The 22,977-nt window shown below is 66.3% G+C and carries 28 protein-coding genes; 16 read left to right on the forward strand and 12 right to left on the reverse strand.

Going from position 1 to position 22,977, the window contains the following annotated elements; genetic code table 11:
* Window positions 1-12 precede the first annotated feature (12 nt).
* The 7 genes from AWC12_RS12250 to AWC12_RS12280 all read left to right on the forward strand — a co-directional run bounded on the left by AWC12_RS12250 (window position 13) and on the right by AWC12_RS12280 (window position 5,085).
* On the forward strand, window positions 13-852 hold the full coding sequence (locus AWC12_RS12250) for an SDR family oxidoreductase (RefSeq protein WP_085174543.1): 840 nt from the start codon (window positions 13-15) through the stop codon (window positions 850-852).
* Window positions 852-1,691, forward strand: a complete 840-nt coding sequence (locus tag AWC12_RS12255) for an EamA family transporter (protein ID WP_085174545.1) — start codon at window positions 852-854, stop codon at window positions 1,689-1,691. The genes AWC12_RS12250 and AWC12_RS12255 overlap by 1 nt, the downstream gene beginning before the upstream one ends.
* Window positions 1,684-2,316 (forward strand): TetR/AcrR family transcriptional regulator, encoded by a 633-nt coding sequence (locus tag AWC12_RS12260; RefSeq protein WP_085174547.1) that lies wholly within the window; start codon window positions 1,684-1,686, stop codon window positions 2,314-2,316. The genes AWC12_RS12255 and AWC12_RS12260 overlap by 8 nt, the downstream gene beginning before the upstream one ends.
* Window positions 2,262-3,611, forward strand: coding sequence for a hydroxyacid-oxoacid transhydrogenase (locus AWC12_RS12265; RefSeq protein WP_234813985.1), 1,350 nt, complete (start codon window positions 2,262-2,264; stop codon window positions 3,609-3,611). Before AWC12_RS12260 ends, AWC12_RS12265 begins: the two co-directional genes overlap by 55 nt.
* Before the next feature lie 6 nt (window positions 3,612-3,617).
* Window positions 3,618-4,064, forward strand: a complete 447-nt coding sequence (locus AWC12_RS12270) for an acyl-CoA thioesterase (protein ID WP_085174551.1) — start codon at window positions 3,618-3,620, stop codon at window positions 4,062-4,064.
* Complete coding sequence (locus AWC12_RS12275) at window positions 4,061-4,564, forward strand: MarR family winged helix-turn-helix transcriptional regulator (RefSeq protein WP_085174553.1); 504 nt, start codon at window positions 4,061-4,063, stop codon at window positions 4,562-4,564. Before AWC12_RS12270 ends, AWC12_RS12275 begins: the two co-directional genes overlap by 4 nt.
* 155 nt (window positions 4,565-4,719) lie before the next feature.
* A complete protein-coding gene (locus AWC12_RS12280; RefSeq protein ID WP_085174555.1) occupies window positions 4,720-5,085 on the forward strand; it encodes a nuclear transport factor 2 family protein in 366 nt (121 codons plus the stop codon).
* Here AWC12_RS12280 and AWC12_RS12285 read toward each other — a convergent pair.
* The 6 genes from AWC12_RS12285 to AWC12_RS12310 all read right to left on the reverse strand — a co-directional run bounded on the left by AWC12_RS12285 (window position 5,069) and on the right by AWC12_RS12310 (window position 10,675).
* Complete coding sequence (locus tag AWC12_RS12285) at window positions 5,069-5,599, reverse strand: alpha/beta hydrolase family protein (RefSeq protein WP_085174557.1); 531 nt, start codon at window positions 5,597-5,599, stop codon at window positions 5,069-5,071. The genes AWC12_RS12280 and AWC12_RS12285 overlap by 17 nt on opposite strands.
* Window positions 5,599-5,949 carry an STAS domain-containing protein gene (locus AWC12_RS12290; protein ID WP_085174559.1) on the reverse strand — a complete coding sequence of 117 codons (351 nt, stop codon included), beginning with the start codon at window positions 5,947-5,949 and terminating at the stop codon, window positions 5,599-5,601. Before AWC12_RS12290 ends, AWC12_RS12285 begins: the two co-directional genes overlap by 1 nt.
* Window positions 5,946-7,001 (reverse strand): cobalamin B12-binding domain-containing protein, encoded by a 1,056-nt coding sequence (locus AWC12_RS12295; RefSeq protein ID WP_085174639.1) that lies wholly within the window; start codon window positions 6,999-7,001, stop codon window positions 5,946-5,948. Before AWC12_RS12295 ends, AWC12_RS12290 begins: the two co-directional genes overlap by 4 nt.
* An 8-nt stretch (window positions 7,002-7,009) precedes the next feature.
* The gene (locus AWC12_RS12300; protein WP_085174561.1) at window positions 7,010-8,596 is read right to left on the reverse strand and encodes a PP2C family protein-serine/threonine phosphatase; all 1,587 of its coding nucleotides are present in this window, start codon (window positions 8,594-8,596) and stop codon (window positions 7,010-7,012) included.
* Window positions 8,597-8,723: 127 nt separating this feature from the next.
* Window positions 8,724-9,707 (reverse strand): glycerophosphodiester phosphodiesterase, encoded by a 984-nt coding sequence (locus tag AWC12_RS12305; RefSeq protein ID WP_085174641.1) that lies wholly within the window; start codon window positions 9,705-9,707, stop codon window positions 8,724-8,726.
* Between the two features lie 8 nt (window positions 9,708-9,715).
* Window positions 9,716-10,675: an MBL fold metallo-hydrolase gene (locus tag AWC12_RS12310; RefSeq protein WP_420087708.1), complete on the reverse strand. Its 960-nt coding sequence runs from the start codon at window positions 10,673-10,675 to the stop codon at window positions 9,716-9,718.
* A 278-nt stretch (window positions 10,676-10,953) separates the two neighbouring features.
* Between AWC12_RS12310 and AWC12_RS12315 the strand changes: the two genes are divergently transcribed.
* On the forward strand, window positions 10,954-12,255 hold the full coding sequence (locus tag AWC12_RS12315) for an aspartate aminotransferase family protein (RefSeq protein ID WP_085174563.1): 1,302 nt from the start codon (window positions 10,954-10,956) through the stop codon (window positions 12,253-12,255).
* Window positions 12,256-12,541: 286 nt separating this feature from the next.
* Entirely contained in the window at window positions 12,542-13,627 is a 1,086-nt protein-coding gene (locus tag AWC12_RS12320; RefSeq protein ID WP_051226502.1) for a glycoside hydrolase 5 family protein, read from the forward strand.
* Here the strand turns inward: AWC12_RS12320 and AWC12_RS12325 are convergent.
* The 5 genes from AWC12_RS12325 to ppk2 all read right to left on the reverse strand — a co-directional run bounded on the left by AWC12_RS12325 (window position 13,624) and on the right by ppk2 (window position 17,347).
* On the reverse strand, window positions 13,624-14,868 hold the full coding sequence (locus AWC12_RS12325) for an MFS transporter (protein ID WP_085174565.1): 1,245 nt from the start codon (window positions 14,866-14,868) through the stop codon (window positions 13,624-13,626). The genes AWC12_RS12320 and AWC12_RS12325 overlap by 4 nt on opposite strands.
* Window positions 14,865-15,299 (reverse strand): MarR family winged helix-turn-helix transcriptional regulator, encoded by a 435-nt coding sequence (locus AWC12_RS12330; protein WP_024444805.1) that lies wholly within the window; start codon window positions 15,297-15,299, stop codon window positions 14,865-14,867. Before AWC12_RS12330 ends, AWC12_RS12325 begins: the two co-directional genes overlap by 4 nt.
* Window positions 15,300-15,332: 33 nt before the next feature.
* Entirely contained in the window at window positions 15,333-15,785 is a 453-nt protein-coding gene (locus tag AWC12_RS12335) for a hypothetical protein (protein ID WP_024444806.1), read from the reverse strand.
* A gap of 70 nt (window positions 15,786-15,855) precedes the next feature.
* Entirely contained in the window at window positions 15,856-16,413 is a 558-nt protein-coding gene (locus AWC12_RS12340) for a type 1 glutamine amidotransferase domain-containing protein (protein ID WP_024444807.1), read from the reverse strand.
* Window positions 16,414-16,468: 55 nt separating this feature from the next.
* Complete coding sequence (gene ppk2 / locus AWC12_RS12345; RefSeq protein WP_051226495.1) at window positions 16,469-17,347, reverse strand: polyphosphate kinase 2; 879 nt, start codon at window positions 17,345-17,347, stop codon at window positions 16,469-16,471.
* 35 nt (window positions 17,348-17,382) lie between these two features.
* On the opposite strand from ppk2, the gene AWC12_RS12350 reads away from it, so the two are divergent.
* The 5 genes from AWC12_RS12350 to AWC12_RS12370 all read left to right on the forward strand — a co-directional run bounded on the left by AWC12_RS12350 (window position 17,383) and on the right by AWC12_RS12370 (window position 19,711).
* Window positions 17,383-17,667, forward strand: coding sequence for a hypothetical protein (locus tag AWC12_RS12350; RefSeq protein WP_024444809.1), 285 nt, complete (start codon window positions 17,383-17,385; stop codon window positions 17,665-17,667).
* Window positions 17,654-18,013 carry a hypothetical protein gene (locus AWC12_RS12355; RefSeq protein ID WP_024444810.1) on the forward strand — a complete coding sequence of 120 codons (360 nt, stop codon included), beginning with the start codon at window positions 17,654-17,656 and terminating at the stop codon, window positions 18,011-18,013. The genes AWC12_RS12350 and AWC12_RS12355 overlap by 14 nt, the downstream gene beginning before the upstream one ends.
* A gap of 28 nt (window positions 18,014-18,041) precedes the next feature.
* A complete protein-coding gene (locus AWC12_RS12360; RefSeq protein ID WP_024444811.1) occupies window positions 18,042-18,746 on the forward strand; it encodes a cutinase family protein in 705 nt (234 codons plus the stop codon).
* 78 nt (window positions 18,747-18,824) lie between these two features.
* On the forward strand, window positions 18,825-19,517 hold the full coding sequence (locus AWC12_RS12365) for a HemK2/MTQ2 family protein methyltransferase (protein ID WP_024444812.1): 693 nt from the start codon (window positions 18,825-18,827) through the stop codon (window positions 19,515-19,517).
* Window positions 19,514-19,711, forward strand: coding sequence for a CDGSH iron-sulfur domain-containing protein (locus AWC12_RS12370; protein WP_024444813.1), 198 nt, complete (start codon window positions 19,514-19,516; stop codon window positions 19,709-19,711). The genes AWC12_RS12365 and AWC12_RS12370 overlap by 4 nt, the downstream gene beginning before the upstream one ends.
* Window positions 19,712-19,715: 4 nt before the next feature.
* Here AWC12_RS12370 and AWC12_RS12375 read toward each other — a convergent pair whose 3' ends face one another.
* Window positions 19,716-20,750, reverse strand: coding sequence for an iron-containing redox enzyme family protein (locus AWC12_RS12375; RefSeq protein WP_036464070.1), 1,035 nt, complete (start codon window positions 20,748-20,750; stop codon window positions 19,716-19,718).
* Between the two features lie 189 nt (window positions 20,751-20,939).
* Here AWC12_RS12375 and AWC12_RS12380 point away from each other — a divergent pair, with 189 nt between their 5' ends.
* Together AWC12_RS12380 and AWC12_RS12385 are read left to right on the forward strand one after the other, a co-directional pair.
* On the forward strand, window positions 20,940-21,935 hold the full coding sequence (locus AWC12_RS12380; RefSeq protein WP_200864951.1) for a ferritin-like domain-containing protein: 996 nt from the start codon (window positions 20,940-20,942) through the stop codon (window positions 21,933-21,935).
* Between the two features lie 310 nt (window positions 21,936-22,245).
* Complete coding sequence (locus tag AWC12_RS12385) at window positions 22,246-22,962, forward strand: NUDIX hydrolase (RefSeq protein WP_024444816.1); 717 nt, start codon at window positions 22,246-22,248, stop codon at window positions 22,960-22,962.
* Window positions 22,963-22,977: the final 15 nt, after the last annotated feature.

The following is a 22,977-nucleotide window of genomic DNA, read 5'->3' on the forward strand; positions in this document are numbered from 1 at the left end:
GGAGGATTACATATGACAGCGATTTCGTTAATCACCGGCGGTGCGGGTGGGATGGGCGTGGCGACGGCGAAGATCGTTGGACGCGACCATGCCATCGTGCTGTGCGACGTCAGGCAGGACCGGCTCGATGCCGCCGCAGCCACGCTCAAGGACCTCGGAGTCGACGTCACCTCGGTCCACTGCGACGTCACCGACCGCCAGGCTGTGCGCCGCCTCTTCGAGACGGCGAGCGGCCTGGGCAGGCTCGCCTCGGTGATCCACACCGCCGGTGTCAGCCCGAGCATGGGTGACGCCGAATACGTGATGCGGACGAATGCCGTCGGCACGGTCAACGTCGGCGAGGAGTTCTACGCGAGCGCCGGCGAGGGCGCCGCGATCGTCAACGTGGCATCGATGGCCGCACACATACTTCCGGCCGAGTTCATACCTACGGCCAAGTTCCCGCTGGCCACCGAGGACATCGACCAGTTCATGACCGAAATGCTGGAAGCCTGCGCCGTTGCGCCCGAGGAAGCGCGTTCGGGAATCTCCTACGCGGTGAGCAAAAGCTTTGTCCGCTGGTACAGCGTGGCGCAGGCCGAGCGGTTCAACGGACGTGGGCTGCGCATCGTGTCTGTGTCGCCGGGGTCCGTCGACACCGAGATGGGCAGGCTCGAGGAGAACGCCGGCGCGGGAGCGATGGTCGTCGACGCCGCCGTGCCGCGGTGGGGCAAGGCCGAAGAGATGGCGGAGCTCTTCGCATTCTGTGCCAGCGCCAAGGCGGGCTACCTGACCGGCACCGACATCCTCAACGACGGCGGCGTGATCGCGTCGATCACCGAGCGGAGCCGGGTGGCCGCGGCGAAAGCCTGATGGTCCCGCTGCTCTTCGTCGTCGGCGCCCTCTCGCAGTATCTCGGCGCGGCAATCGGTGTCTTTCTGTTCGAGACGACGAATCCGGCGACCGTGGCCTGGCTGCGCGCGGCGGGCGCCGCTGCCGTGCTGCTCGCATGGCGTAGGCCGTGGCGTCGCCGGTGGACGGCTCGGATGGTGGTGGCGGCGACGGCGTTCGGTGTGGTGACCCTGGGAATGAATGTCGCCTTCTACGAGGCGATCGCCCGGATTCCGCTCGGAACCGCGGTGGCGATCGAATTCGCCGGACCCGTGGCCGTCGCGACCGCCGGGTCGCGGCGCGCCCGGGATTTCCTCGGTGTGGTCCTCGTTGCCGGAGGTGTATACCTGCTCGCCGGTGTCGAGCCCGACGTCGATTGGGCGGGAGTGGGTTTCGCGCTTCTCGCGGCGGCGCTGTGGGCTGGCTACATCCTGCTCGGCAAGTGGGTTGCCGATGCCGGTGACGGGGTCGACTCCCTGGCGATCGGCTTGGCGACGGCGTCCGTGATCGCGGCCCCGCCGTTGCTCGGCGTCCAACTCGCCGGTGATGCTTCGGTTTTCGCCGACCCGCGCACATGGCTGCTGGGTGTCGGGGTAGGCGTGTTGTCCAGTGCGATTCCGTATGCGCTGGATCAGCGCGTGCTCGCCCGCATCGGCCGGGAGCGGTTCGCGCTGTTGTTGGCGCTGTTGCCTGCCACCGCAGCAATCGTCGGCGCGGTGGTCCTGGCGCAGAGTCCAACAGTGGGCGAAGTCGCGGGTATCGCGCTGGTGATGCTGGCCCTTGCGGTCACGGCACGGCCGATAAGATGGCCGGGTGCGTAGCCACGGTTGGGGTGGTAACACCCCGCGCTCCGATGAGGAGGCGATCGACCGCATCCTCAACGCGGCCGACCAGATCATCGCCGAGCGCGGTTCGGCAATGCGGATCGCCGACGTCGCGCGTGAGCTCGCCGTGACCCGCCAGACCGTCTACCGGTACTTCCCCAGCACGGACGCGCTGCTGGTCGCGTGCGCGGTGCGCTCAGCCGATGGCTTCCTCGACCAGCTAGCCGCCCACCTGCGCGGCTACGACGAGCCTGCGGCCGCCATGGTTGAAGGGGTCGCCTTCACGATCGAGGCCCTGGCCCACGAAGACACCATCGAGTTCCTGTTCAACCAACGGGAACGTGGAGGCCGCGAACGGGGAAGTGTTCCGTCGATCACGTCGGATACCGCGCGCGCCTTCGGCACGGCACTTCTGCATCGGCTGGAAGTCGACTGGGAGGCACACGGCTTCGACGACGTTTCGCTGGATCGGCTGGCCGAGTTCGGGCTGCGCTCCATTCACTCGCTGCTGCTGGACCCCGGCAGCCCCCCGCATCAGGGTGCCGAGTTGCGGGAGTTCCTCGCCCTGTGGCTCGGCCCCGCCGTGATTCGACTGCAGCGGGAACGGTCGGCGGCTTCCTGATGAGCTGCTGCCACGAAAGCGACACCGATGGCGCCTTCACCGTCGACGCGTCGCGGATCACGTTCGGCCGCGGATGCCTCGCCGAGGTCGGCGATCGCGCCGCAGCGCTCGGCGTCAGGCGCGTCGCGCTGTTCTCCGACCCCGCCGTCGCCGCGTTGGCCGTCTTCGACACCGTCACCCGTTCGTTGCGTGACGCGGGGATCGACGTCGTGCCGTACACCGAGGTTCGTGTCGAACCGACAGACGAATCCTTCCGGGCAGCAGCGGCTTTCGCGGCGGACACCGGTGCCGACGGCTACGTTTCCGTCGGCGGCGGTTCGGTGATCGACACCGCCAAAGCCGCCAACCTGTACGCCACCCATCCGGCCGACTTCCTCGAGTACGTCAACGCCCCGGTGGGTTCGGCGACCCCGGTGCCGGGGCCGCTCAAGCCGCACATCGCCTGCCCGACGACCTCGGGCACCGGTAGCGAAGTCACCGGAATCGCGATCTTCGATCTGCTGTCGATGCACGCCAAGACCGGAATCGCGTCACCGGCCTTGCGCCCGACCGAAGCGCTCGTCGATCCCGACAGCACCGACACGCTGCCGGCCACTGTGGTTGCCTGCAGTGGACTCGACGTGCTCTCGCACGCCCTCGAGTCCTACACTGCGCGCCCGTACAGCAGGCGCGCCGCGCCTGCTCGGCCGAGTCAGCGACCGATGAGCCAGGGTGCCAACCCGTGGAGCGATCTCGGGTGCCGCGAGGCGCTGCGCCTACTCGGTGTGTACCTGGACCGTGCTGTCAAAGACGCATCCGACCGGGAGGCGCGCGAACAGGTCATGTGGGCCGCGACGCTGGCCGGTATCGCGTTCGGAAATGCCGGCGTCCATCTGCCGCACGCGATGGCGTATGCGGTGGCCGGGCAGGTGCGCGACTTCCGTCCCGAGGGCTACCCCGATACGGAACCGCTGGTGCCCCACGGCATGTCGGTAATTCTCAATGCGCCTGCGGTGTTCCGTATCACCGCACCCACCGACCCCGGGCGCCACCTGGAGGCGGCCGCACAACTCGGAGCCGACGTCCGAGGCGCCGTACCCGCGGATGCCGGTACGGTGCTCGCCGAGCACCTCATCGGCATCATGCGCACGGTCGGCATGCCCAACGGGCTGGGGGGCGTCGGCTACACCGACGCCGACAGCGCATCGCTGGCCGACGGGGCGTGGCCGCAACAGCGACTGCTCGGCAATGCGCCGATCGAAGTGGACAAGTCGTTGCTGGACAACACTTTCCGCCAGTCCATGCAGTACTGGTGACAGGCGATGACGACGCCGGGACACCGCGCCGCCGACTACAGGTACTTCCTGCCGATCACCACCAGGTGGATGGACAACGACGTGTACGGCCACGTCAACAACGTGACCTACTACAGCTACTTCGACACCGTCGCGAACCACTTCCTGATCCGTGAAGGTGGCCTCGACATCCATTCCTCACCGATCATCGGCCTTGTGGTGGAATCGAAGTGCACCTACCTGGCGCCGGTGGCCTACCCCGACGAACTGCGGGCAGGCTTGCGGGTCGACAAGCTCACCAACCGCTCGGTGACCTACGGAGTGGCAATCTTCGGCGCGGGCAACGACGAGGCTGTCGCGCACGGATACTTCGTCCACGTCTTCGTCGATCGCGAGGCCCGCAACGCCGTCCCGATCCCGGATCGAATCCGTCAAGCACTCTCGACCATCGTCGTCGACGGGGAGAAGGCATGAACTCCCCGCGGCGGCTCACCGCCGCACAGCGCCGCGCGTGGCTGAACTACATGAGGGTCTACCACCGCCTCGAGTACGAGATGAATCGCCATCTCCAAACGGATTGTCACGTATCACTTTCCGACTACACGGTGATGAACGCGCTGACTTTGGCCGCCGATTCGCGGGCCCACCTCAACGTGCTTGCCACCACCATCGGCTGGGAGCGCAGCAGGCTCTCCCACCATGTGGAGCGAATGAGCCGTCGCGGGCTCGTCGAGCGCAGACCGTCCGAATCCGACGGCAGGGCGACTGATCTGATCCTTACGGAGGCGGGTAGAGCGATCTTCGAATCGGCAGTACCTCGGCACGCGGCGTGGGTCGCGACGTCGTTCTTCTCCGATCTCGATGTGCAGCAGCAAAACCAACTCGCCGACATCCTCGGTGTGGCCTACGAGTCCATCCTGCGCCACGGCACGCTGCCGCGGCCGGACCTCGACGAGGACCGACCGCGGGCCTAGGCGCGTCACTCGGCGAGCCGCTGCGCAGTCGCGAGGCCGACACCCGACGTTCGGCCGGTGATGAGCGCAGTTTTGCTGTTGAGTAGTCGCATACCCACCACAACCCACCACAACTTGCTCGACATGTCACCTATTACCCCTTGAGGAGTTCTGCTGTGTCCGACCCCATCGAAACCCTGATGCGCGCCAATCTGCTCGACGTGTTCAACGAACGCGATGGTGTGAAGCGGCAGGCGGCGATCGCCCGAACCTATGCTCAGGACGTCAAATGGACCGATGCCGAGGCAGTGGTATCCGGACGGGACGCGCTGGAAGCGAAATGTGTTCAACTGCAGGCGAACCTGGCCGACAGCCAGTTCGTGGCGTCAGGGCCGGTGCATGCACTTCCCGGTTTCGGCTACCTGGCGTGGAGTCTTGTCGAACCGGCCTCTGGGAGCCCGGTCATGACGGGCTTCGACGTCGCGCTCGTACGCGACGGAATGATCACCGAGCTGTGGACCGTGCTCATCCCGCCTGCGTGACCCCCGCGGCGGTGGCGACGTGATCCGCGACGACGTCGGCCACCCCTTCGGTGTCGGGATCGTCGGCGGGTTCGTAGCGGTCGGCGGACGCGTTGTATCTCGCGCGTGAGCCGCCGAGTCTGTCGGTGACGTTGGTTCCCGAGATCGGGTCGGGGACCATGAAAGCGCCTGCAAGACAGACGGTGTGAGCCAGAACGAGACCGTGATCGGCCGCGTCCATGGTCAGGCCCGCGGCGGCGACGCCGCCCAGCGACCAACCGACGAGGACCAGTCCGTCCGGTTTCTCCGACCACGACCGGGCGTAGTCCACTGACAAAAGCAGATCCGACCGCCCCCCGTCGTCGCTGTGCGAGTCCCAGTCGGGGACAGCCACACCCAGACCGCGATCCGCGAGCAGGTTCGCCAGGGTTCTGACAGTGCGGCGGGCGTCCTTCTGCGTACCGTGCCACAGCAGCACGGTGGGATCGCAGGGTGCGCCGAAGAGATCGATGGAGCGCCCCGGCGCGTACTCCACTAGCCGATGTCGGATTCGTCGGACTCCTGCGCCGCCGCCGGGGTGGTCAAGAAATCGAGGAGACCGGTGATGTGAAGAATGCGGTCCAGGTGGGCCGGCCGCTGGTCGAGGTGCAGCCCGATTCCCTCGGCGGAGGTGAGCCGGTGAAAACGGACCAGAGCTGACAGGCCTGCGGAGTCGCAGAACTCGAGGTCGGCGAAGTCGAGGTGAAGGTCCTGCAGGCCGGGCTGGCCGGCCGGGAGCTCGGAAACCGTATCGATCAGCAGGTCTGATGTTCCGTAGTCGAGATCACCCGCGACGTGGACGCGGGCCGACTGGGCTGTCTTGTGAACGGCAACTGTGAATTTCATGCGGTGAGAGGTTGGGTCGTAGGGGTTGTCGGACGGGTGATGGCAGCCTGTGCTGCGGTGATGAGACGTTGTGTCCGGGGGAACTCGGGAAGCTGACGGGCAAGGGAGTCGAGCGCGGGCATCAGGGATTCCGCCGGTACATCGCGGGCATCGAGGATCTCCGCCGTCCAGCCGATGAACTGCGTGAACAACTCGTCGTCGTCGGTGTAGAGCGCCGTCGCAAGGAAGTCGACGATGTGGGCGATGTCCTCGACGGTGCGCTGGCGCTGCTCGTCGCTGTAGCCGTGCATGGCCGGATAGCGCTCCTCGAGATCGTCGATGGCGGTGCGAACCAGCTGCGCGGAATTGCTGCGCACCATCGTGTACTCCTGATCTGCCAGGTGCGGCAGGTCGTCGATCGGTTGATGCGTGCAGCCGGTCTGCACAGGGCGCACTCCCTGGCTCAGGAGGTCGGCGGCGGCGCGGGCGTTCGGGGCCCACGCATCGGCGCCGAATTTTCGCGCGAAGCGACCGTCGTGACCGAAGGCCGCGCCACCGGCGAGTACGGGGACACCGGCGGCCTGGCACGCGGTGATCGCAGCGTGCGCGGTGGGCAGGTGGGTCGGGATCGAGCACGACAGGGCGACGGCGTCGGGGCCGTGCTGGTGCAGGTGGGCGATCAGGTGGGGGGTGGGGACCTGCGCGCCGAGGAAGTCGACCTGCCAGCCCCGCAATCGCAGCACCTCGGCCAGCAGCCGCGCGGGCAGCGCATGCCATTCGCCGTCCACGCAGGCAACGGTGACGCGGCCCCCGTCCGCATCGCGCCGGCATCGAGGGTGGTGGGCCAGCGTGGCGATCACCCTGTCGTTGATGGCGGTCGCGGCGTGTTCTTGCGCGACGGTGATCTTGTTGGCGGCCCACTCCGTGCCGATGCGGCGCTGGACGGGGGCGATCACGTCGAGCAGGACGGACTCGGGTTCCATCCCCGCATCCATCGCGGACAGGACAACGTTGGCGGCTAGGTACTCGTCTCCGTCGATCACCGCTGCCCACAGCTGCTCTCGCACGGTCATGTCGTCGGTCACGCGGTGAACCGTCCTGCCGTGTGTCCGTCGACCGCACTGAGGTGCGTGCGGCGTGGAGCGGTGATAGCCATGACGGCGATGTCGTCATGGCTGCGGCGGTTGACCCACTGGCTGGTGAGCATCATGACGCGTTCGACGATGGCTTCGGCCGGCATGCCGGTGCACTCGCTCAGTGCCCTGGACAACCGATCCTCGCCGAACAAGTCGTTGCCGAGCGGGCCGCCGCGGGCCTCGGTGACTCCGTCGGTGTAGAGCAGGCACGTCTCACCGGGGAACAACGTGGTCTCGACCGTGCGAGCCCGCGTCTCGGGCATCACGCCGACCAGGGTGCCCTCGGTGTCGACCTCTTCGACCCGCCCGTCGTTACGCACGACCAACGGCGCCAGATGGCCCGCGCTGGTCAGTCGAACCGCGACGTGTCCGTCTCGTCGGGATACCGACGCCAGCACCAAGGTGGCGAACCGGGTGGAGTCTGCCGAGAGCAAGGCACTGTTGAGCAGCTTGAGCACCTTGCCGTGGTCTTTGGCCAACGGCGCCAGTGCCTGCAGGGTGTTGCGGATCTTGCCGGTCAGCAAGGCGGCTTCGAGGCCCTTGCCGCAGACGTCACCGAGGACGACCAGCGTTTCACCGTCGGGCGTCTGCGCGGGATGGACGTCGTAGAAGTCGCCGCCGACGGCCTCGTGGTCCTCGGAGGCGCGGTACCCTCCGGCCAACTCGATGCCATCGAGGCGGTGCAACTGCGGGGGCAGCAGATCCCGCATGAGCGTCCGGGTGATCGCGGACTGTTCGGCGTAGAGCCTGGCCGCCGACAGCGCCGCGCCGGCGCGGGCGGCGAACAAGCGGGCGAAGATTTCCTCGCCGTCGCTGAACGCGGTCTCGGAGGTGCGCCTCAGCAACACCAGGGCGCCGGCCGGAACGCCGTGGCCTGGTAGAGGCGTGACAACCACAGAGCCGACTTTGCCTGAGAAATCCTGTGGGACAAGCCATTCAGGGACCGATGCCGGGTCGATCCAGCGGGACGGAACCGGCGGGAAACCGCGCAGGGCCTCATCGAGCCCCGCCACGTCGGCGGGGTCGGCCTGTACCGCGCAATGCTGTGCGGCACCGGCGGGGCCACAGCTGACGATCGGGATCTGGCCCCGGGTCACCGGTGCGACCAGCACCGCGGCGTCGGCGATGTGCCGCGCCGCCATCTGCACGGTCGCTTCCATGCACCTGTCGATGTTCAGCGATGCCATGAGCACCGCAGACGCCTCGTCGAGAAACGCTGCGCGCTCGCGCTCCATGGCCAGTGCCTGCCGCGTCTCCCGGGCGGAATGGTCCGGGTCGTCGATCAGCCACCAGGCCACTTCGCCACCGGGCAACGGTGTCTGATGCGCCACCCGTGTGGCCTGATCCGCCAGCCACGACGGGACGAAGTCGTCGAGCGCACTGCCCGGGGCAATCTCCGCCAGCATGGTCCGGGCTGAGGCGCTCAACGTACGGACGAGTCCGTTGCGATCGACCACCAGCACCGGGTGCGGAACAGACTCCCAGTCAGCGTCTATTCTCGAGTCGACGTCGAGGGGTGTGTTCTTCCCCATCGTTGCCTCCTCATCGGACCGGACGACGTCCGGCCGTCTAACGACTTTATGCAGCCAGTACGCCGATGTCGACCTACCTTGTACCCGCGTAAGACTTTCGCCGGCGTCAAAAAGCCGCTGTTCAGCGTTAACCCCGGCGGTAGGCCGGCGGCAACGTCATATCCAGTTCCGCCATCACAGCCCGCAACCGCGTCGGATAGTCGGTGATGAGGCCGTCGACTCCGGCCGCGATCTGCGCCCGCATCGACCCTTCGTCGTTGACGGTCCACGGAATCACTTTCAGGCCCCGGGCGTGGGCGCGTTCGACCAGTGCCGCGTCCGACAGCTCATAGGCGGGCGAAAGGATGGTCGCTCCCACCATCTGTGCGGCCTCGATCGGATCGGGTACCACCGCCGGGTCGATCCCATCGAGCCACGGTGATCCTGGCGTGAAGGTGGTGTCGTCCCAGAGGGCGACGAGGGGGATCGAAGGTTCGGCGGCACGCACCATGGGTAGCGTGCGCCAATCGAAGCTCTGGATCTCGACCAGGTCCGTCTTGTCGGCAGCGCGGACCGTGGCAAGGATGATATCGACGAATTGTTGTGGTGGAGCTGACTTTTCGGGGTTGTCGGCTTCGACCTTAGTCTCGATGTTGTAGCGCACCGGTGCGCGGTACGAGTCGGCCAGTGCGAAGACCTCGGGCAGCGTTGCGATTCTGTTGTCTTTTACGACCTCTGCGTAGGGGTATGCGGGGAGGAGCTTGCCGCAGTCCAGCGTGCGCAACTGGTGCAGCGTCAACTGGTTGACCTGCTTGCCGACATACGGAAACTGGGGGTCGCCGGGGGTGGCGGGCGCAGTGTCGATGCACTTGTCGGCCTGGATCACCGGATCGTGCCATACGATCGGCTGGCCGTCCTTGGAGATGACGATGTCCAATTCCAGTGTGGTGACACCGAGTTCGATCGCCTTGGCGAACGCGCGCAGGGATTCCTCCGTGGTCTCGCCGCGACCGCCGCGGTGCGCCTGCAGATCGAAGACGGCCGGTTCCGCGGTGGCGATCGCGGGAACGGACAATCCGACGACACAGGCGAGGGAGCCGGCCAGTGCGGTCACAATGCGCACGATTCTCATGGACTTCCTCACAGTGGGAAGACCTGACCGTCGCGGGCGATCGTCGTGCGTCCGGTGAAGTTCGTTCCGATCGCGTCGAACCACTGTGAGTCGGGCAGGTCGGGCGGGTCGTAGTGGCTGACGATCAGATGGTCGGGCTGCACCACCGCTGCGATCTCGCCGACCTGAACCGCGGAGGTGTGGGAGTTGGGTAGATAGTTCGGCGGGAATCGGTTGCCGTAGAAGGCGGTGTCGAGGCTGAACATCGCCTCGTGCACCAGGACGTCGGTGCCGCGGGCGAGGGTGATGAGGTTCTCGGATTTGACAGTATCGCCGGAGAGTGTGACCGAGACGCCGGATCTCTTCAGGTCGAAGCGGAACGCGAAGGACGGGTAGACGTCGTAGTGCGAGACCAGGGTTGCCGACACGTCGACGTTGGCATCCGAAACAACATGGAAGGGCTCCATTTTCGGCGAGCGGTTGCGGAAATCAGAGCCGGGCGGCACCGGTATCTCGGTCACCCGGATCAAATCCTGGATGTCGTTGGTGCCGCTGTCGCGGATGAAGATGTTGCTGGTGTAGGCGAAAGCCGCCATCAGGGCGTCGGTCGCAGCCGCCAGCCCTGGCGTCGGGTTGCCCGGTTCGACGACCGGGGGATTCGGGTTGCCCACCTCGCTGGGCGGCAGCCCGCCCGCGGGTCCGGGGCCGAACACCTCGACGGCGGTGGCGCCGGGCTTCATCGAGGCGCCGCCGGAGAGGAAGAAGCTGTAGTAGTCGACGATGTGGTCGGCGTGCAGATGGGTGATGAACGTCTTTCTCAGGTCGCCGAATCGCAGACCGGCGTCGGTGAACGCATTCAGAGATCCGAGGCCGCAATCGATCACGTAGACGTCGCTGCCGATCTTGAGTGCCGACGAGATGCCGACACGGTGGGGGACCGGTGGCGGACCCGCCTGCACACCCAGCGTGATCAGGGCCGTGTCGGGCAATGCTGCGGGCGGGGTCTGCGTCGGCTGTGCCGAACTTGTTGCCGTCCCCGCACCGGCAGCAGCCCCGAGGAGCCCGGCCGCCCCGAGGACTGCCGACCCCGCCAGGGCCGCCCTCCTGGTGATCGCCCCCAGATCGTGCCCGTCCCCGCATCCGCAGCCGCTCTGCACGGAGCAAACGGTATCCGGTGTCCGGCCGACGGCTGCCGGTTTCGCGTGAGACGCGCCTGGCGGCATTCCGGACACCGACGACGAATGAGGCCGGCACGTAAGGTGTCGCCGTGGACACCGAGCAGTTCTGGCAGGTCGCGGATCGTCACCTCGTGCGCTACGGCGCGGCGTTCGTCCCGCGAATCATCGGGCGCGCCAAGGGAAGCTACGTCTATGACACGGACGGAACGGCGATCCTGGACTTCACCTCCGGGCAGATGAGCGCCGTCCTCGGGCACGGACATCCCGATGTCGTGGCCACGGTGTCCCAGGCGGTGGCTTCGCTCGACCACCTGTACAGCGGGATGCTGAGCCCGCCGGTGGTGGAACTGGCGGGGGCGCTGGCCAAGACGCTGCCGCCGCCGCTGAGTAGAACGCTGCTGCTGACCACGGGCGCGGAATCGAACGAGGCCGCGATCAAGATGGCCAAGCTGTACACCGGGAAGTACGAGATCGTGTCGTTCGACAGATCGTGGCACGGGATGACGACGGGCGCGGCGTCGGTGACGTTCAGCGCGGGTCGCCGCGGCTACGGTCCCGCCATGCCGGGGAGTTTGACGCTGCCGACACCGAACGCGTACCGGTCACCGTTCCGCCACGCAGACGGCACCCACGACTGGCAGACCGAACTCGAGTACGGGTTCGGCATGGTCGACGCGCAGTCGTCGGGCAGCCTGGCCGCCTGTCTGGTGGAACCCATCCTGTCCTCGGGCGGGATCATCGAACTTCCCGAGGGGTACTTGCACCGGCTCAAAGAGATGTGCATCGAACGCGACATGCTGCTGATCGTCGACGAGGCGCAGACCGGCATCGCACGCACCGGCCTGATGTACGCGTTCGAGAGGGACGGTGTGGTGCCCGACCTGTTGACGCTGTCGAAGACACTCGGCGCCGGCCTGCCGGTGGCCGCCGTGGTCACCACCGAGGAGATCGAAGCCGCCTGTCACGACAGAGGTTTCCTCTTCTTCACCACCCACGTGTCGGATCCACTCGCCGCGGCGGTGGCGAGCACGGTGCTCGCTGTGGTCGAAAGGGACGGCCTCGTGGCCAGGGCGGCGGCGCTGGGCCGGCAGTTGAGCGAACGCCTCACCGACATGTTGGGGCGCTACGAACAGGTGGGTGACGTACGCGGCCGCGGTCTGCTGCAGGGTATCGAGCTCGTGTCCGACAAAGCCTCCAAATCACCTGCCGATGCACTGGGGGCGAAGGTGACGGCGGCCTGCCTCGATCGCGGGCTCCACATGAACATCGTCCAGCTGCCCGGCATGGGCGGGATCTTCCGTATCGCGCCGCCGTTGACGATCACCGAGACCGAGCTCCACGCCGGGCTCGACATCCTCGACGAGACGTTGAAGTCGGTCCTCACCGCTTGAGTGCGGTTCCGTTTCGCCTGGCGGCTTGACACCGACACGGTTTGCGAAATCGTCTCTGCGCGTTGATCAATGAGCTATCTTGGTCTGCACAGCGACTGTAACGAGGGGCGCGGCAGCGTCGATACACTGGCGACCGTCGATTCGCCGGTCCTTTACGGAGTTCGGTCCCGCGCAGCGTCGCTCGGCCGGACGACCGATCTTCAGACCGAAGGATTGCACCTTGTCGCCCAACCCACTTGTCGAGCGTCGCACTGCGCTGAAGTTGCCGGTGGTGCTCGCGGCAGGTATGGCACTGACCACCGTGCCGCGGGCGTCGGCCGAGCTGAGCCGTTGGCCGGCTGACCGTGCTCACCGTTGGCACCGCGCACAGGGCTGGCTCGTCGGGGCCAACTTCATCCCCGCCAACGCCATCAATCAGCTGGAGATGTTCCAGCCGGGCACGTTCGATCTGCGTCGCATCGACACCGAATTACGCCTGGCAAAGTTCGTCGGGTTCAACACAGTTCGCGTCTTTCTGCACGACCTGCTCTGGGTGCAGGACCGGCACGGCTTCCAGCGTCGGCTGGCGAAATTCGTCGACCTCGCCGCACACCACGGCATCAAGCCGCTGTTCGTCCTGTTCGATTCCTGCTGGGATCCGCATCCGAGGCTCGGCAAGCAACGCGACCCCACCCCCGGGGTCCACAACTCGGGGTGGGTGCAGAGTCCGGGTGCCGACCACCTCGGCGATCCCGGCTACCGCCGCGTCATGAGGGACTACGTCATCGGCGTGCTCAGCCAATTTCGCCACGACAAACGGGTGCTGGGATGGGACCTGTGGAACGAACCGGACAACCCGGCTGACGTCTACAAAGCTGTCGAGCGCAAGGACAAGACCGAGCGGGTGGGCGAATTGTTGCCCCAGGTGTTCCAGTGGGCCAGGTCCGTCGACCCGATCCAGCCGCTGACCAGCGGTGTGTGGGACGGAGTGTGGGGAGATCCTGCGCGCCGCAACGACATCAACCGTATGCAGCTCGATCTGTCGGATGTGATCAGCTTCCACAACTACGCCGATCCGTCGGGCTTCAACGATCGGTTGGGGGAGTTGTTCGGCTTCGGTAGGCCGATGTTGTGCACCGAGTACATGGCCAGGACACTGGGCAGCACCGTGGAGGCGATCCTGCCGATCATGAAGCGCCACAACATCGGCGCCTACACGTGGGGCTTCGTTGCCGGCAAGTCGCAGACCTACCTGCCGTGGGACTCCTGGCAGAAGCCGGTCACCGCGCCGCGGCTGTGGTTCCACGACCTTCTGAACACCGACGGTAGCCCGTATCGCCCCGGCGAGATCAACACGATCAAGCAGCTCACCGGTAAAAGTCGGCCGAGCTAGACGTTCACACCGACGAGCTTGGAGGGCCGGCACAGGACTGTCACCATCAGGCTCAGCGTGGCTGCGACGGCGAACGCGACGTAGACGTTGACGAGGTCGGCGGTGCCGCCCAGCACGGCGGCGGCGATCGGCCGCGAGCCGAGGAAGCCGACGAGCCAGAGCGCCATGATCCGGCCGCGAAGTTCCGCGGGGGCCCGTTCCTGCACAACGGTCGCCAGGCCGGTCATCGCGATGCCGAAACCCAAGCCCGCCAACGCGAAACCGGTGAACGCCACCCACGGCTGGATGCCGAGGGCCAACACGATGCTGCCGAGCGTCAGAGCGACCATGCCGATCGAGGAGACGAATGCCGACGCGATCCGTCCTCGCAGCAGCGCCAGCGCCGCCATCCCGACGGCCGCTCCCACACCGAACGCCGCCGACAGTGCGCCGACCATGCTGGGCCCGCCCTCGAGAGCGTCGGCTATCGACGGGGCGAGAGTGATGGATGGGTCGGAGACGATGCCGACCGTGGTCACCGCGACCAGTGCGAGCAGCAGCGGTCGGTCCTGCACGACGTACCGGACGGCAACGCGCACGCGGTAGTCCGCACCAGGGACGCGGTCCGGTGGCGCGGGGAAGCGGACGGCCACCAGGAAGATGGCGAACACGAAATGCAGGACGGCGCTGACCGTGAACGCTGTCGCCGGTCCTACGTGCGCGGCCAGATAGGCGCCCGTGGCGGGCCCGATGATCCTGCCTACGGTCATCGGGATGCTGTTGAGCGCCATCGCTGTTGCGAGCTCACCCTCGCGAATCAGGTTGGGCACGATCGACTGCATCGCAGGGCCGCCGACGACGAAGCCGAAGCCGACCAGGGTTGTGCCGAGCAGAATCGGGACTGCGATGGCGGCGCCCTGCAGTCCGGGCTGTACGAACATCCATGCGGCGATCGAGCCGGAGCCGACAACGCAGAAGACCCGACCCAGCAGAATCTGCCTGACAGGGTTTCCGGCGTCGGCCCATTTGCCACTGGTGGGGCTGAGGATGATCTGCGGTGCGAATTGGACGACACCCACCAGACCGACCATCAATGCGGAGCGGGTCGCGTCGTACATCACGATGGCGGCGACGATGCCGTGCGTCCACACTCCGACGACGGCGAACATCCTGCCCCAGAACAACGCACCGAAAACACGGTCGAACATCAGCCCGAGTGCATTGCGGGCGGCGAGTGTGGGCGCGTTAACCTCCGCCGTCATTCGGCGGCCGCGCGTTCGAAGCGCTCGGTGAGCCGCTCCAAAAGAGACAACAGGGTGCCGACGTCGGACTCCGGCCAATCGGCCACCGTCGCGGCGACCAGATCGCGGCGCCGGTCGGTGACCGCGGCGAGTTCCTTACGTCCCACGTCGGTCAGCACCAGAGCACACCGTCGCTGGTCATCGTGGGCAGAAGACTTCGTGAGCAGTCCCTCGGCGACGACCGCGGCGACGATACGGCTCGCCGTCGAATGCTCGACCGCCATGAACTGGGCGACATCGCGGACCGAGGCTCCGCCGTTGTGCTGACACTGCTCGACGGCGCGCAGAACGCGGTGCCTCCAGTGAGGCCGTTGCCGTGCACCGTGGATGCGCGTCAGCAGCTCGTCGAGCTGATCATAACGGGACTGCGGCACCAAATATGCATAGCACATACATGTTTGTTGCCGAGAATTCGTCGCTCGTCCTCAGCGCCGCGGTAGTCGTGATTCCGGGGGTGTCAGCGACGGCGATGGCTCCCGTTCTTCGATCGGGGTGGCTCCGTTGAGGAACCGCATCGTGAAGAGTCCAGCACCGACGAGAAGCAGCGCCGGTACCGCGAGCACCGCAATCGTCAGAATCAATGCGGATGCGGATCCGCTGAGCGCGCCTGCGACGGCGAACAGCGCCAACAGCCACATGGCGACAGACACGCCCAGGGTCAGCGTCACGGCGACCGACGAGGCCCGCCAGAAGCCGTAGAACGGGATGCCGGTGGCGGTCAACACGGCCAGGAGTGGGAGGGCAAACAGCGCCATGCCTTGCAGAAGACCGTCCTCGGTACCAAGGAGCCGCGCCGCCGGCATGACCAGCGCTACGGCCAGAACAGCCGAGGCCAGCACGCCGCCAACGGTGATTGCGCGTGCGTTGCGATACTGCATGTTTTTCGGGTGCCCCGACAGGCTGGTGTAAAACGCCCCCGGCTACATCACGTCGGCGGGACGGTGGTGGTCATGTGTGAGCGGGGGTGTTCGCGAATTGGTCGGTGATGGCCTGGCAGAAGGCGTCGAGATCGTCGGGTGAGCGGCTGGTGATCAGGTTGCCGTCAATGCACACCTGCTGGTCTACGACCGTCGCACCGGCGTTGCGCAGATCGGTGCGCAAGCTCGGATAAGACGTGAGGGTCCGGTCCCTGACGACGTCGGCTTCCACCAGCGCCCACGGTCCGTGGCAGATCGCGGCCACCGGCTTGCCGGACTGCACGAACTCCCGCACGAATGCCACCGCAGCCTCGTCGAGGCGCAGCTTGTCCCCGTTCACCGTGCCGCCGGGCAGCACGAGCGCGTCGTAGTCGTCCACGCGTACGTCACCGACGAGTCGATCGACCGGGAAGGTTCCGGCCGGCTCCAAATCGTGGTTGCGCGCGTCGATCTCGCCGTCCTTGACCGACAGCAGTTCGGCGTGGCCGCCGGCATTCTGCACCGCAGCGCGCGGTTGCTCGAGCTCGACCTTCTCGACGCCGTCGGCGGCGAGAAAGGCGATCCGGCGTCCGTTGAGTTCGTTGGGCATGTGTCAGTTCCTTTCGTGTTCTGCGTGCAGCACTACCCGCTGAAAGCTCGTCGAATCAATCGGCGAGCGCCCGACCCACGATCAGCGGGTCGGGCTCGCCCACCGCGTCGTGGTCCTTGTCGTCGTAGTCGACCTTGTCGAGCACATGCCGCATCGCGTTGATCCTCGCTCGCTTCTTGTCGTTGCTCTTGACCACGATCCACGGGGCGACGTCGGTGTCAGTGGCCGCGAACATGTCCTCCTTGGCCTGCGTGTACGCACCCCACCGGTCGGCGGACTCGAGGTCCATCGGTGAGAACTTCCACTCGCGAACCGGATCCACCAGCCGGATCGCGAACCGTGTGCGCTGTTCTGCGGGCGACACCGAGCACCACAGCTTCGTGAGATGGATGCCGTTCTCGACCAGCATCTGCTCGAAAAGAGGCGTGTGCCTGATGAACTCGGCGTACTCCTCGACACTGCAGAACCCCATCACCCGCTCGACCCCCGCCCGGTTGTACCAGGAGCGGTCGAAGAGCACGATCTCGCCTGCGGCGGGGAGGTGCTGCACGTACCGCTGGAAGTACCACTGCGACTTCTCACGATCGGTGGGCTTGTCCAGCGCGACGACACGCGCCTCGCGCGGGTTCAGGTGTTCCATGAAGCGGGCAATTGTGCCGCCTTTGCCGGCGGCATCGCGACCCTCGAACAGAATGAGGTGCCGCGCACCGGTGCGCAGGCTCCATTTCTGCAACTTCAGAAGCTCGATCTGTAGCCGACGCTTTTCCCGCTCGTAGTCCGAGCGGCGCATTTTGGTCTTGTACGGATAGCCTTCCCGCCAGGTCTCCACCGGATTGCCATCCCTGTCGAGCAGGACGGGTTCGTCCTCGTCCCTGTCGTCGATCGTGAAACCGTGCTTGTCGGTGGACAGCTCCTCCAAACTGATCTCGTTCATACCCGTGATTTCCCGCGTCCTCTAACGTCGAACCCATGACAGCTCAGTCCGACAACGACCGTCTCGACAACGTCGCGCCCGGCGACCTCATCACGCTGGCTGTGCCCAACCGCGGCGACGGGCCGGGGGAGTACAAGGTGGTGCACATCGATTCCCGCGAGAATGCGTCAGGCACGACGATGATCGTGACCTTGGAGGGCGACGACGGTGAGACGTGTGACGTCGAGCTGCCCGGTGACACCGTCGTGGTGCGCACGCTGGAATCCAAGTGGGAGTCCCCGCAGAGCCCTACCCCCCACGACGGCGATGGCCAGGTATGAGGTCAACGGACCGGCGGTCGAGTTCGTCCGCGGTCTCGTCGACTCACGCCAGTACGTGCTCGACAGCGACTGGGGTGACGTGCAACCCGATGCCGCAGCGCAGAACGCCTACCTGGAGTCGCACAGCTGGCAGGAGTACGGGCGCTGGCACCTTGGTCTGACGGACGGGGCCGCCGAGGAGACCAAAGCGCGCTACGCGTTCGTGTGCGGCGACTTCCGCAGGGTCCATCGCAGTGGCCTGATCGCCTGCGTGTACCGCGCGGCGCAGTGGCGGCACAAATCCGTCGAACTGGCCGCCCACGACTTGCTGCAGTATCTGGACGCGGCGGCCGGCATCGGCGTTTGACGAATGAACCGTGGGGTACAGCAGCTCGATGAAGATCAGTTCAATGGTGGGTGCGGCCGGTGCCGCCGTCGTCGGAGTTTGTGCATCTGTTCTGGGCGTCGGCGCCCCGTCGGCTTCCGCGCAGCAACCCTGCCCCGACGTCGAGGTCATCTTCGCCCGTGGCACCGGCGAAGCGCCGGGAGTCGGAGGTGTGGGCCAGGCATTCGTCGATGCGGTCCGCGCGCAGGCCGCGCCGCGGTCGGTGGGGGTGTACGCCGTGAATTACCCGGCGGGCAACAACTTCGACGACCGTGTTGTGTTCGCACAGACGGTGATCGACGGCATCCGCGACGCGGGTGACAGGGTGCAGACCATGTCGGACGTGTGCCCGAACACCCGCCTCATTCTCGGTGGCTACTCCCAGGGTGCGGTGGTCTCGGGCTTCACGACATCGGATACGGTGCCCAGTTCCGTGCCGACCGCGATCGCTCCCTCGCCCCTGCCCCCGAAGGCGGCGCAGAATGTCGCGGCGGTCGTGCTTTTCGGAGCTCCGTCCGGCACTTTCCTGTCGAAGTACGGAGCGCCGGCTATCACGATCGGCTCGCTGTATGCGGACAAGACCGAGGAACTGTGCGCGCCGGGTGACGGTATCTGCGACGGCAGCCCCGGTGGTGTCCCCGGTGTGGCACACGCCCTTTACCCGGTGAACGGCATGACGAACGAGGGCGCGGCTTTCGCGGTCGGACGGCTCTAGCCGCTCACGCGCCGGCAGGATTCTCGCGCCTCCCAGCGGCAAACGTTTGGAGGGTGCCGAAGTGGGCATCAAGGATGCGTGACGAGCGCATATACCGACTTCGACACCCCTGAGATCGCAGTCGACGTCTATCCCCCGCAAGAGGATTCGCAACTGTTGATCGACGCGATGGTCCAGGCCGATGTGGTGCCGGGGGCCAGGGTCGCCGATTTGTGTACCGGCAGCGGCGTGGTCGCCGTGGCCGCAGCGGTGGCAGGTGCCAAAGAGGTGTCTGCCTTCGACATCTGCCACAAGGCGGTCCAGCGGGCGCGCGAAGAGGCTTTGTGCGTCGGCAACAGGGTCGCCGTCCACCGTGGGTCATGGGCTCGCGCAATCGAATTCGGTCCCTTCGACGTGGTGCTTGCCAATCCGCCCTACGTTCCGGTCTGCCCGACGGGCGAGGGCGGAGCCGTCGCGGCGACGGCCGGCCCTTCACGGGCGTGGGACGCCGGGCCTGACGGCAGGCTTGTACTCGACCCGATGTGTGCTGCCGCGCCCCGTCTGCTGGACGAGGGCGGCACGATGCTGATCGTCCAGTCCGAGTGCTCGGACGTGCAGCGCACTCTGCGGGCGCTGAGGGAACACGGCATGTCCGCCGAAGTCATTGCTCAGCAGTTGATTCCGTTCGGTCCGGTGATGACGGCGCGCGCCCCCTGGCTCGTGCGAGCGGGTCTGCTCTCGCGGGGCAGTCGTTGCGAGCGGATCGTTGTCATCCGTGCGGACGCGCCGTGAGTGACGCACCGCCACGACTGGTCCGCGTCGTTCCCGGCGGGCCAGTCATGGTGGAAGGTCCTGTGCGCATCGAACTTCCGGACGGTAGCACGGTGGAATCCGATCGCTTCATGGTCGCGATCTGCGCGTGCCGGCGCTCCAAGACCTACCCGCTGTGCGACACGAGCCATCGCCGCAAAGAGCGGGCAACCTGATCGCTCAGTCCAGCTCTCGTCGCAGCGACGGGCGGCCGGCCTGCCAGCTCGCCATCAGGTGATCGGCCAAGCGGTTCTCGATCAGATCGAAAGCCCGGATGCCGAACACGACGTCGGCGTTGAGGTCCGGCTCTCGGGCCACCAGGTCACCCACCACGTCGGTACGCACCACCTGCTCGTGCACCGCGTCGGCCTCGACATGCTCGGCGTAGAAGGCTCGGCACTCTTGCGGTGCGCCAAACCGTTCCAGCGCCTGCACCATCCGGCGTGATCCGGGCGGGGAGGTGACCTCGGTGGCTGCGAAGTGGCCCACAGCGGCGCCCCGGTGGCGACGATGCAGCCCGAACAGCGACATCACGTTGACAACCGCCAGGGACTCGGCCGGAACATCATTGAGATATCCGAGATAGGCGGTGTCCAGCTGTGCGGCCTCCATCAGGTCGGCGAACAGCTGCTGGTGCAACCGGGCGCCTTTACCGGCGCCGAATTCGTCGTATTCCACGGCAACGAACGACGCCTTGGCCTGGCCGGTGAGCCGTGGAATCGCCCACGCGTGAGGGTCGCCCTCCTTGAGGTGATAGAGCGACCGGTGCGCGAAGTACTCGCGCATCTGCTCCCAGGTGCCCTCATCGCGCAAAAAGTACGAGGGTCCGTTTCCGTTGACCGGTTCGACGCACAGCTTGTCGAGCTCTTCGAGGGCGCTGACGTCAGCCTCGATGGGACCGACGCAGCTTTGGATGTCGGTGAGGAACAACTCCTCCAGGCGTCCGCGCAGATCGAGCAGCCCTGCGTTCCACTCCCATGCGGAGTCCACGTCGGCGAAGCCTCGATAGTGCAGTTCGTAGCAGACGTAGAGCGCCAGCTGCAGATCGATGCCGGCGGGATCCGCGTCGGCCAACGAGGTTTCCACCCGCGCCAGGTAACGGAGAGGCGCGCGCTCGGCGAGCAGTTCGATGACCGACATCGAGATCGGACCACGAGGGTCGGGCAGAGTGGGTTGAAGCAGCAACGGGATCACACCGCCGTAGGTACCCGCCATGCATTCAGGCAAACGGTAGTACCCAGGCGACGTACCCAGGGCCCCCCGGCTGCTACACGTTCTGCCGGGAATTTCACATCGGGCCATATCCGCGATCGGGATGGCCCCAAGCGGGTAACCGAACTTCAAGCGCACATCTGCGCTGACCGGAGAACGCCAAGTCTTCCAACAAGGAGTGAAGAGACAATCATGGCTTCGAACAAGACGATTGATTCCGCCGCAGTGAACGCCTCCAAGGCAACGCTGATCGCGCAACTGCGTACAGTGCTGGACCTGACGCATACCGAGATCCAGGTGGCCGAGACCAGGACTGCACAGGCCCGGACCGAGGCGGTGCAGCGAGAGCTGACGCAAAACGCCGAGAACGCCAAAATTCGCGCCGAGGCGATCGAGAAAGCGATTCGTGACCTCGGCGGTTTTCCTGACATCATCGGGCCTTTCCTGGGACGCGCAGCTGCGGCCGTGAAGGCGCTCACCGAGCAGGCAGAGCCTTTCGACGAGGCGCTGCTCGGCGATCTGGCCCTGGAAGGGCAGCTGCTCGACCGTTCGCGTTACGTCAAAGCATTGGCGGTTTCGGCGAAGGAACCCGAGATCGAAGACCTTGCGACGCGCCTCATCACCGCGCACTCCGCGACCGTGGAATGGCTGACCACAGTACTGGCCGAGGACGCCCTGGGTGGGCCCGCTGCGCTCAAGCGCACACCGTTGCAGGCGGCCGCGGGGCTGGCGGTCAAATTCGCCAACCTACCGTTCACCTGGTCGACACGCGGCGCAGAGCGGATCGCCGAGGCGCTCCGTTCAGTCCGTCCGAACTTCGACGAGCTGGTGGAGCGCGGCTCGAAGACCGGCGAAGTAGCCACGAAGGTGCTTTCAGGTGCGCGTGATTCGGCCCTACAGGCCGCCGAACGCATCAGCCGGGAGCAGGGTGCCGAAGATGCCGCGGACGCGATCCACAAGGCTCGCGGCGCTACCGGCGTCCTCGCGGCCGAGGAGCTGCCGATCGCCGATTACGACGACCTCAACGTCACAGATGCGGCCAATGCCGTCAAGGAGCTTGAGGATCCCGCCGACATCCGCGTGATCGTGGCGTACGAGGAAGCGCACAAGGACCGCCAGCGCGTGGTTTCGGCAGCGCAGACCCGTCTCGCCGCCATTGCGCAGGAGGTTGTGGGGATCAACAACTAGCCACACCGACGTTTCCGAGGCCGGCGCGGAGAAATCCGTGTCGGCCTCGGCGCGTTTAGCTTCAGTGGCAACGGGTAATGAGCCGAAGCCACATAGCCAGCCACCGCAGGAGGCCACAATGCCGTCGCTTTCCGTGCCGTCGACTCGGCGGTCATTCTCGACCACGTTTGCGCGCGCGATCGCTGCCCTGCGCGAATGGGGTAGACCGAAGACCCCCACCGCGCAGGAGTACTGGGGAAACCCGAATGCCTCGGTCCGCTGGTGGAAGGCACTCTAAGCGATCGCTGACCGCCGTCATAGTCTTTCAAGGGTGACGATCGGCTACGACGACGAGCTACGGGACCGGATCCGCGAGCGTCTTGCGGCACACGATCGCCGAAGTGTGACAGACCCCTCGAAGCGCCACGCCGCCGTCGCCGTGGTGTTGGTCGATTCCCTTGTCGGCGAGGACCGAGTCGACCCGGCGCCGGTCGACGATTGGATCGCGGGCCGCCCCATGCCCGAGGATCTCGACGGCCGGATGGTCGATGTCTCCGGGGGAGCCGCGTTCCTGTTGTGCCGGAGGGCATCTCGGCTGTCGTCGCATTCGGCGCAGTGGGCGCTGCCGGGAGGTCGACTCGACCCGGGGGAAACGGTGGTCGAGGCTGCGTTGCGTGAACTCGACGAGGAAGTGGGAGTCCGGCTCCCCGAGTCGTCCGTGCTCGGAATGCTGGACGACTACCCGACCCGCTCTGGGTACGTCATCACCCCTGTGGTGATCTGGGGGGCGGGACGCCTGGAACCACGGCCCTCGCCCGATGAGGTTGTTGCGGTGTACCGGGTTGGCCTGCATCAGCTCCTGCGCGAGGACTCCCCCAGATTCATCGACATTCCCGAAAGCCCTCGACCGGTGGTTCAGATTCCACTCGGCAACGACCTGATCCATGCACCCACGGGAGCGGTGCTGTTGCAGCTGCGGTGGTTGGGCCTGGAGGGGCGCAGCGACCCTGTCGACGGCCTTGAGCAGCCAGTTTTCGCCTGGAAGTGACACCGAGAACGGCAT

Origin of the sequence: Mycolicibacterium iranicum, assembly GCF_002101705.1 — a bacterium.
GTDB classification, from domain to species: Bacteria; Actinomycetota; Actinomycetes; order Mycobacteriales; family Mycobacteriaceae; genus Mycobacterium; species Mycobacterium iranicum.

Bases quoted from the DNA above. Each gene is read 5' to 3' on its own strand.
- AWC12_RS12250 (WP_085174543.1), top strand. From the start codon at position 13: ATGACAGCGATTTCGTTAATCACCGGCGGTGCGGGTGGGATGGGCGTG.
- AWC12_RS12255 (WP_085174545.1), top strand. From the start codon at position 852: ATGGTCCCGCTGCTCTTCGTCGTCGGCGCCCTCTCGCAGTATCTCGGC.
- AWC12_RS12270 (WP_085174551.1), top strand. From the start codon at position 3,618: ATGACGACGCCGGGACACCGCGCCGCCGACTACAGGTACTTCCTGCCG.
- AWC12_RS12275 (WP_085174553.1), top strand. From the start codon at position 4,061: ATGAACTCCCCGCGGCGGCTCACCGCCGCACAGCGCCGCGCGTGGCTG.
- AWC12_RS12290 (WP_085174559.1), bottom strand. From the start codon at position 5,949: ATGAAATTCACAGTTGCCGTTCACAAGACAGCCCAGTCGGCCCGCGTC.
- AWC12_RS12295 (WP_085174639.1), bottom strand. From the start codon at position 7,001: ATGACCGTGCGAGAGCAGCTGTGGGCAGCGGTGATCGACGGAGACGAG.
- AWC12_RS12300 (WP_085174561.1), bottom strand. From the start codon at position 8,596: ATGGGGAAGAACACACCCCTCGACGTCGACTCGAGAATAGACGCTGAC.
- AWC12_RS12305 (WP_085174641.1), bottom strand. From the start codon at position 9,707: ATGAGAATCGTGCGCATTGTGACCGCACTGGCCGGCTCCCTCGCCTGT.
- AWC12_RS12320 (WP_051226502.1), top strand. From the start codon at position 12,542: ATGGCACTGACCACCGTGCCGCGGGCGTCGGCCGAGCTGAGCCGTTGG.
- AWC12_RS12325 (WP_085174565.1), bottom strand. From the start codon at position 14,868: ATGACGGCGGAGGTTAACGCGCCCACACTCGCCGCCCGCAATGCACTC.
- AWC12_RS12330 (WP_024444805.1), bottom strand. From the start codon at position 15,299: ATGTGCTATGCATATTTGGTGCCGCAGTCCCGTTATGATCAGCTCGAC.
- AWC12_RS12335 (WP_024444806.1), bottom strand. From the start codon at position 15,785: ATGCAGTATCGCAACGCACGCGCAATCACCGTTGGCGGCGTGCTGGCC.
- AWC12_RS12340 (WP_024444807.1), bottom strand. From the start codon at position 16,413: ATGCCCAACGAACTCAACGGACGCCGGATCGCCTTTCTCGCCGCCGAC.
- ppk2 (WP_051226495.1), bottom strand. From the start codon at position 17,347: ATGAACGAGATCAGTTTGGAGGAGCTGTCCACCGACAAGCACGGTTTC.
- AWC12_RS12350 (WP_024444809.1), top strand. From the start codon at position 17,383: ATGACAGCTCAGTCCGACAACGACCGTCTCGACAACGTCGCGCCCGGC.
- AWC12_RS12355 (WP_024444810.1), top strand. From the start codon at position 17,654: ATGGCCAGGTATGAGGTCAACGGACCGGCGGTCGAGTTCGTCCGCGGT.
- AWC12_RS12360 (WP_024444811.1), top strand. From the start codon at position 18,042: ATGAAGATCAGTTCAATGGTGGGTGCGGCCGGTGCCGCCGTCGTCGGA.
- AWC12_RS12375 (WP_036464070.1), bottom strand. From the start codon at position 20,750: ATGGCGGGTACCTACGGCGGTGTGATCCCGTTGCTGCTTCAACCCACT.
- AWC12_RS12380 (WP_200864951.1), top strand. From the start codon at position 20,940: ATGGCTTCGAACAAGACGATTGATTCCGCCGCAGTGAACGCCTCCAAG.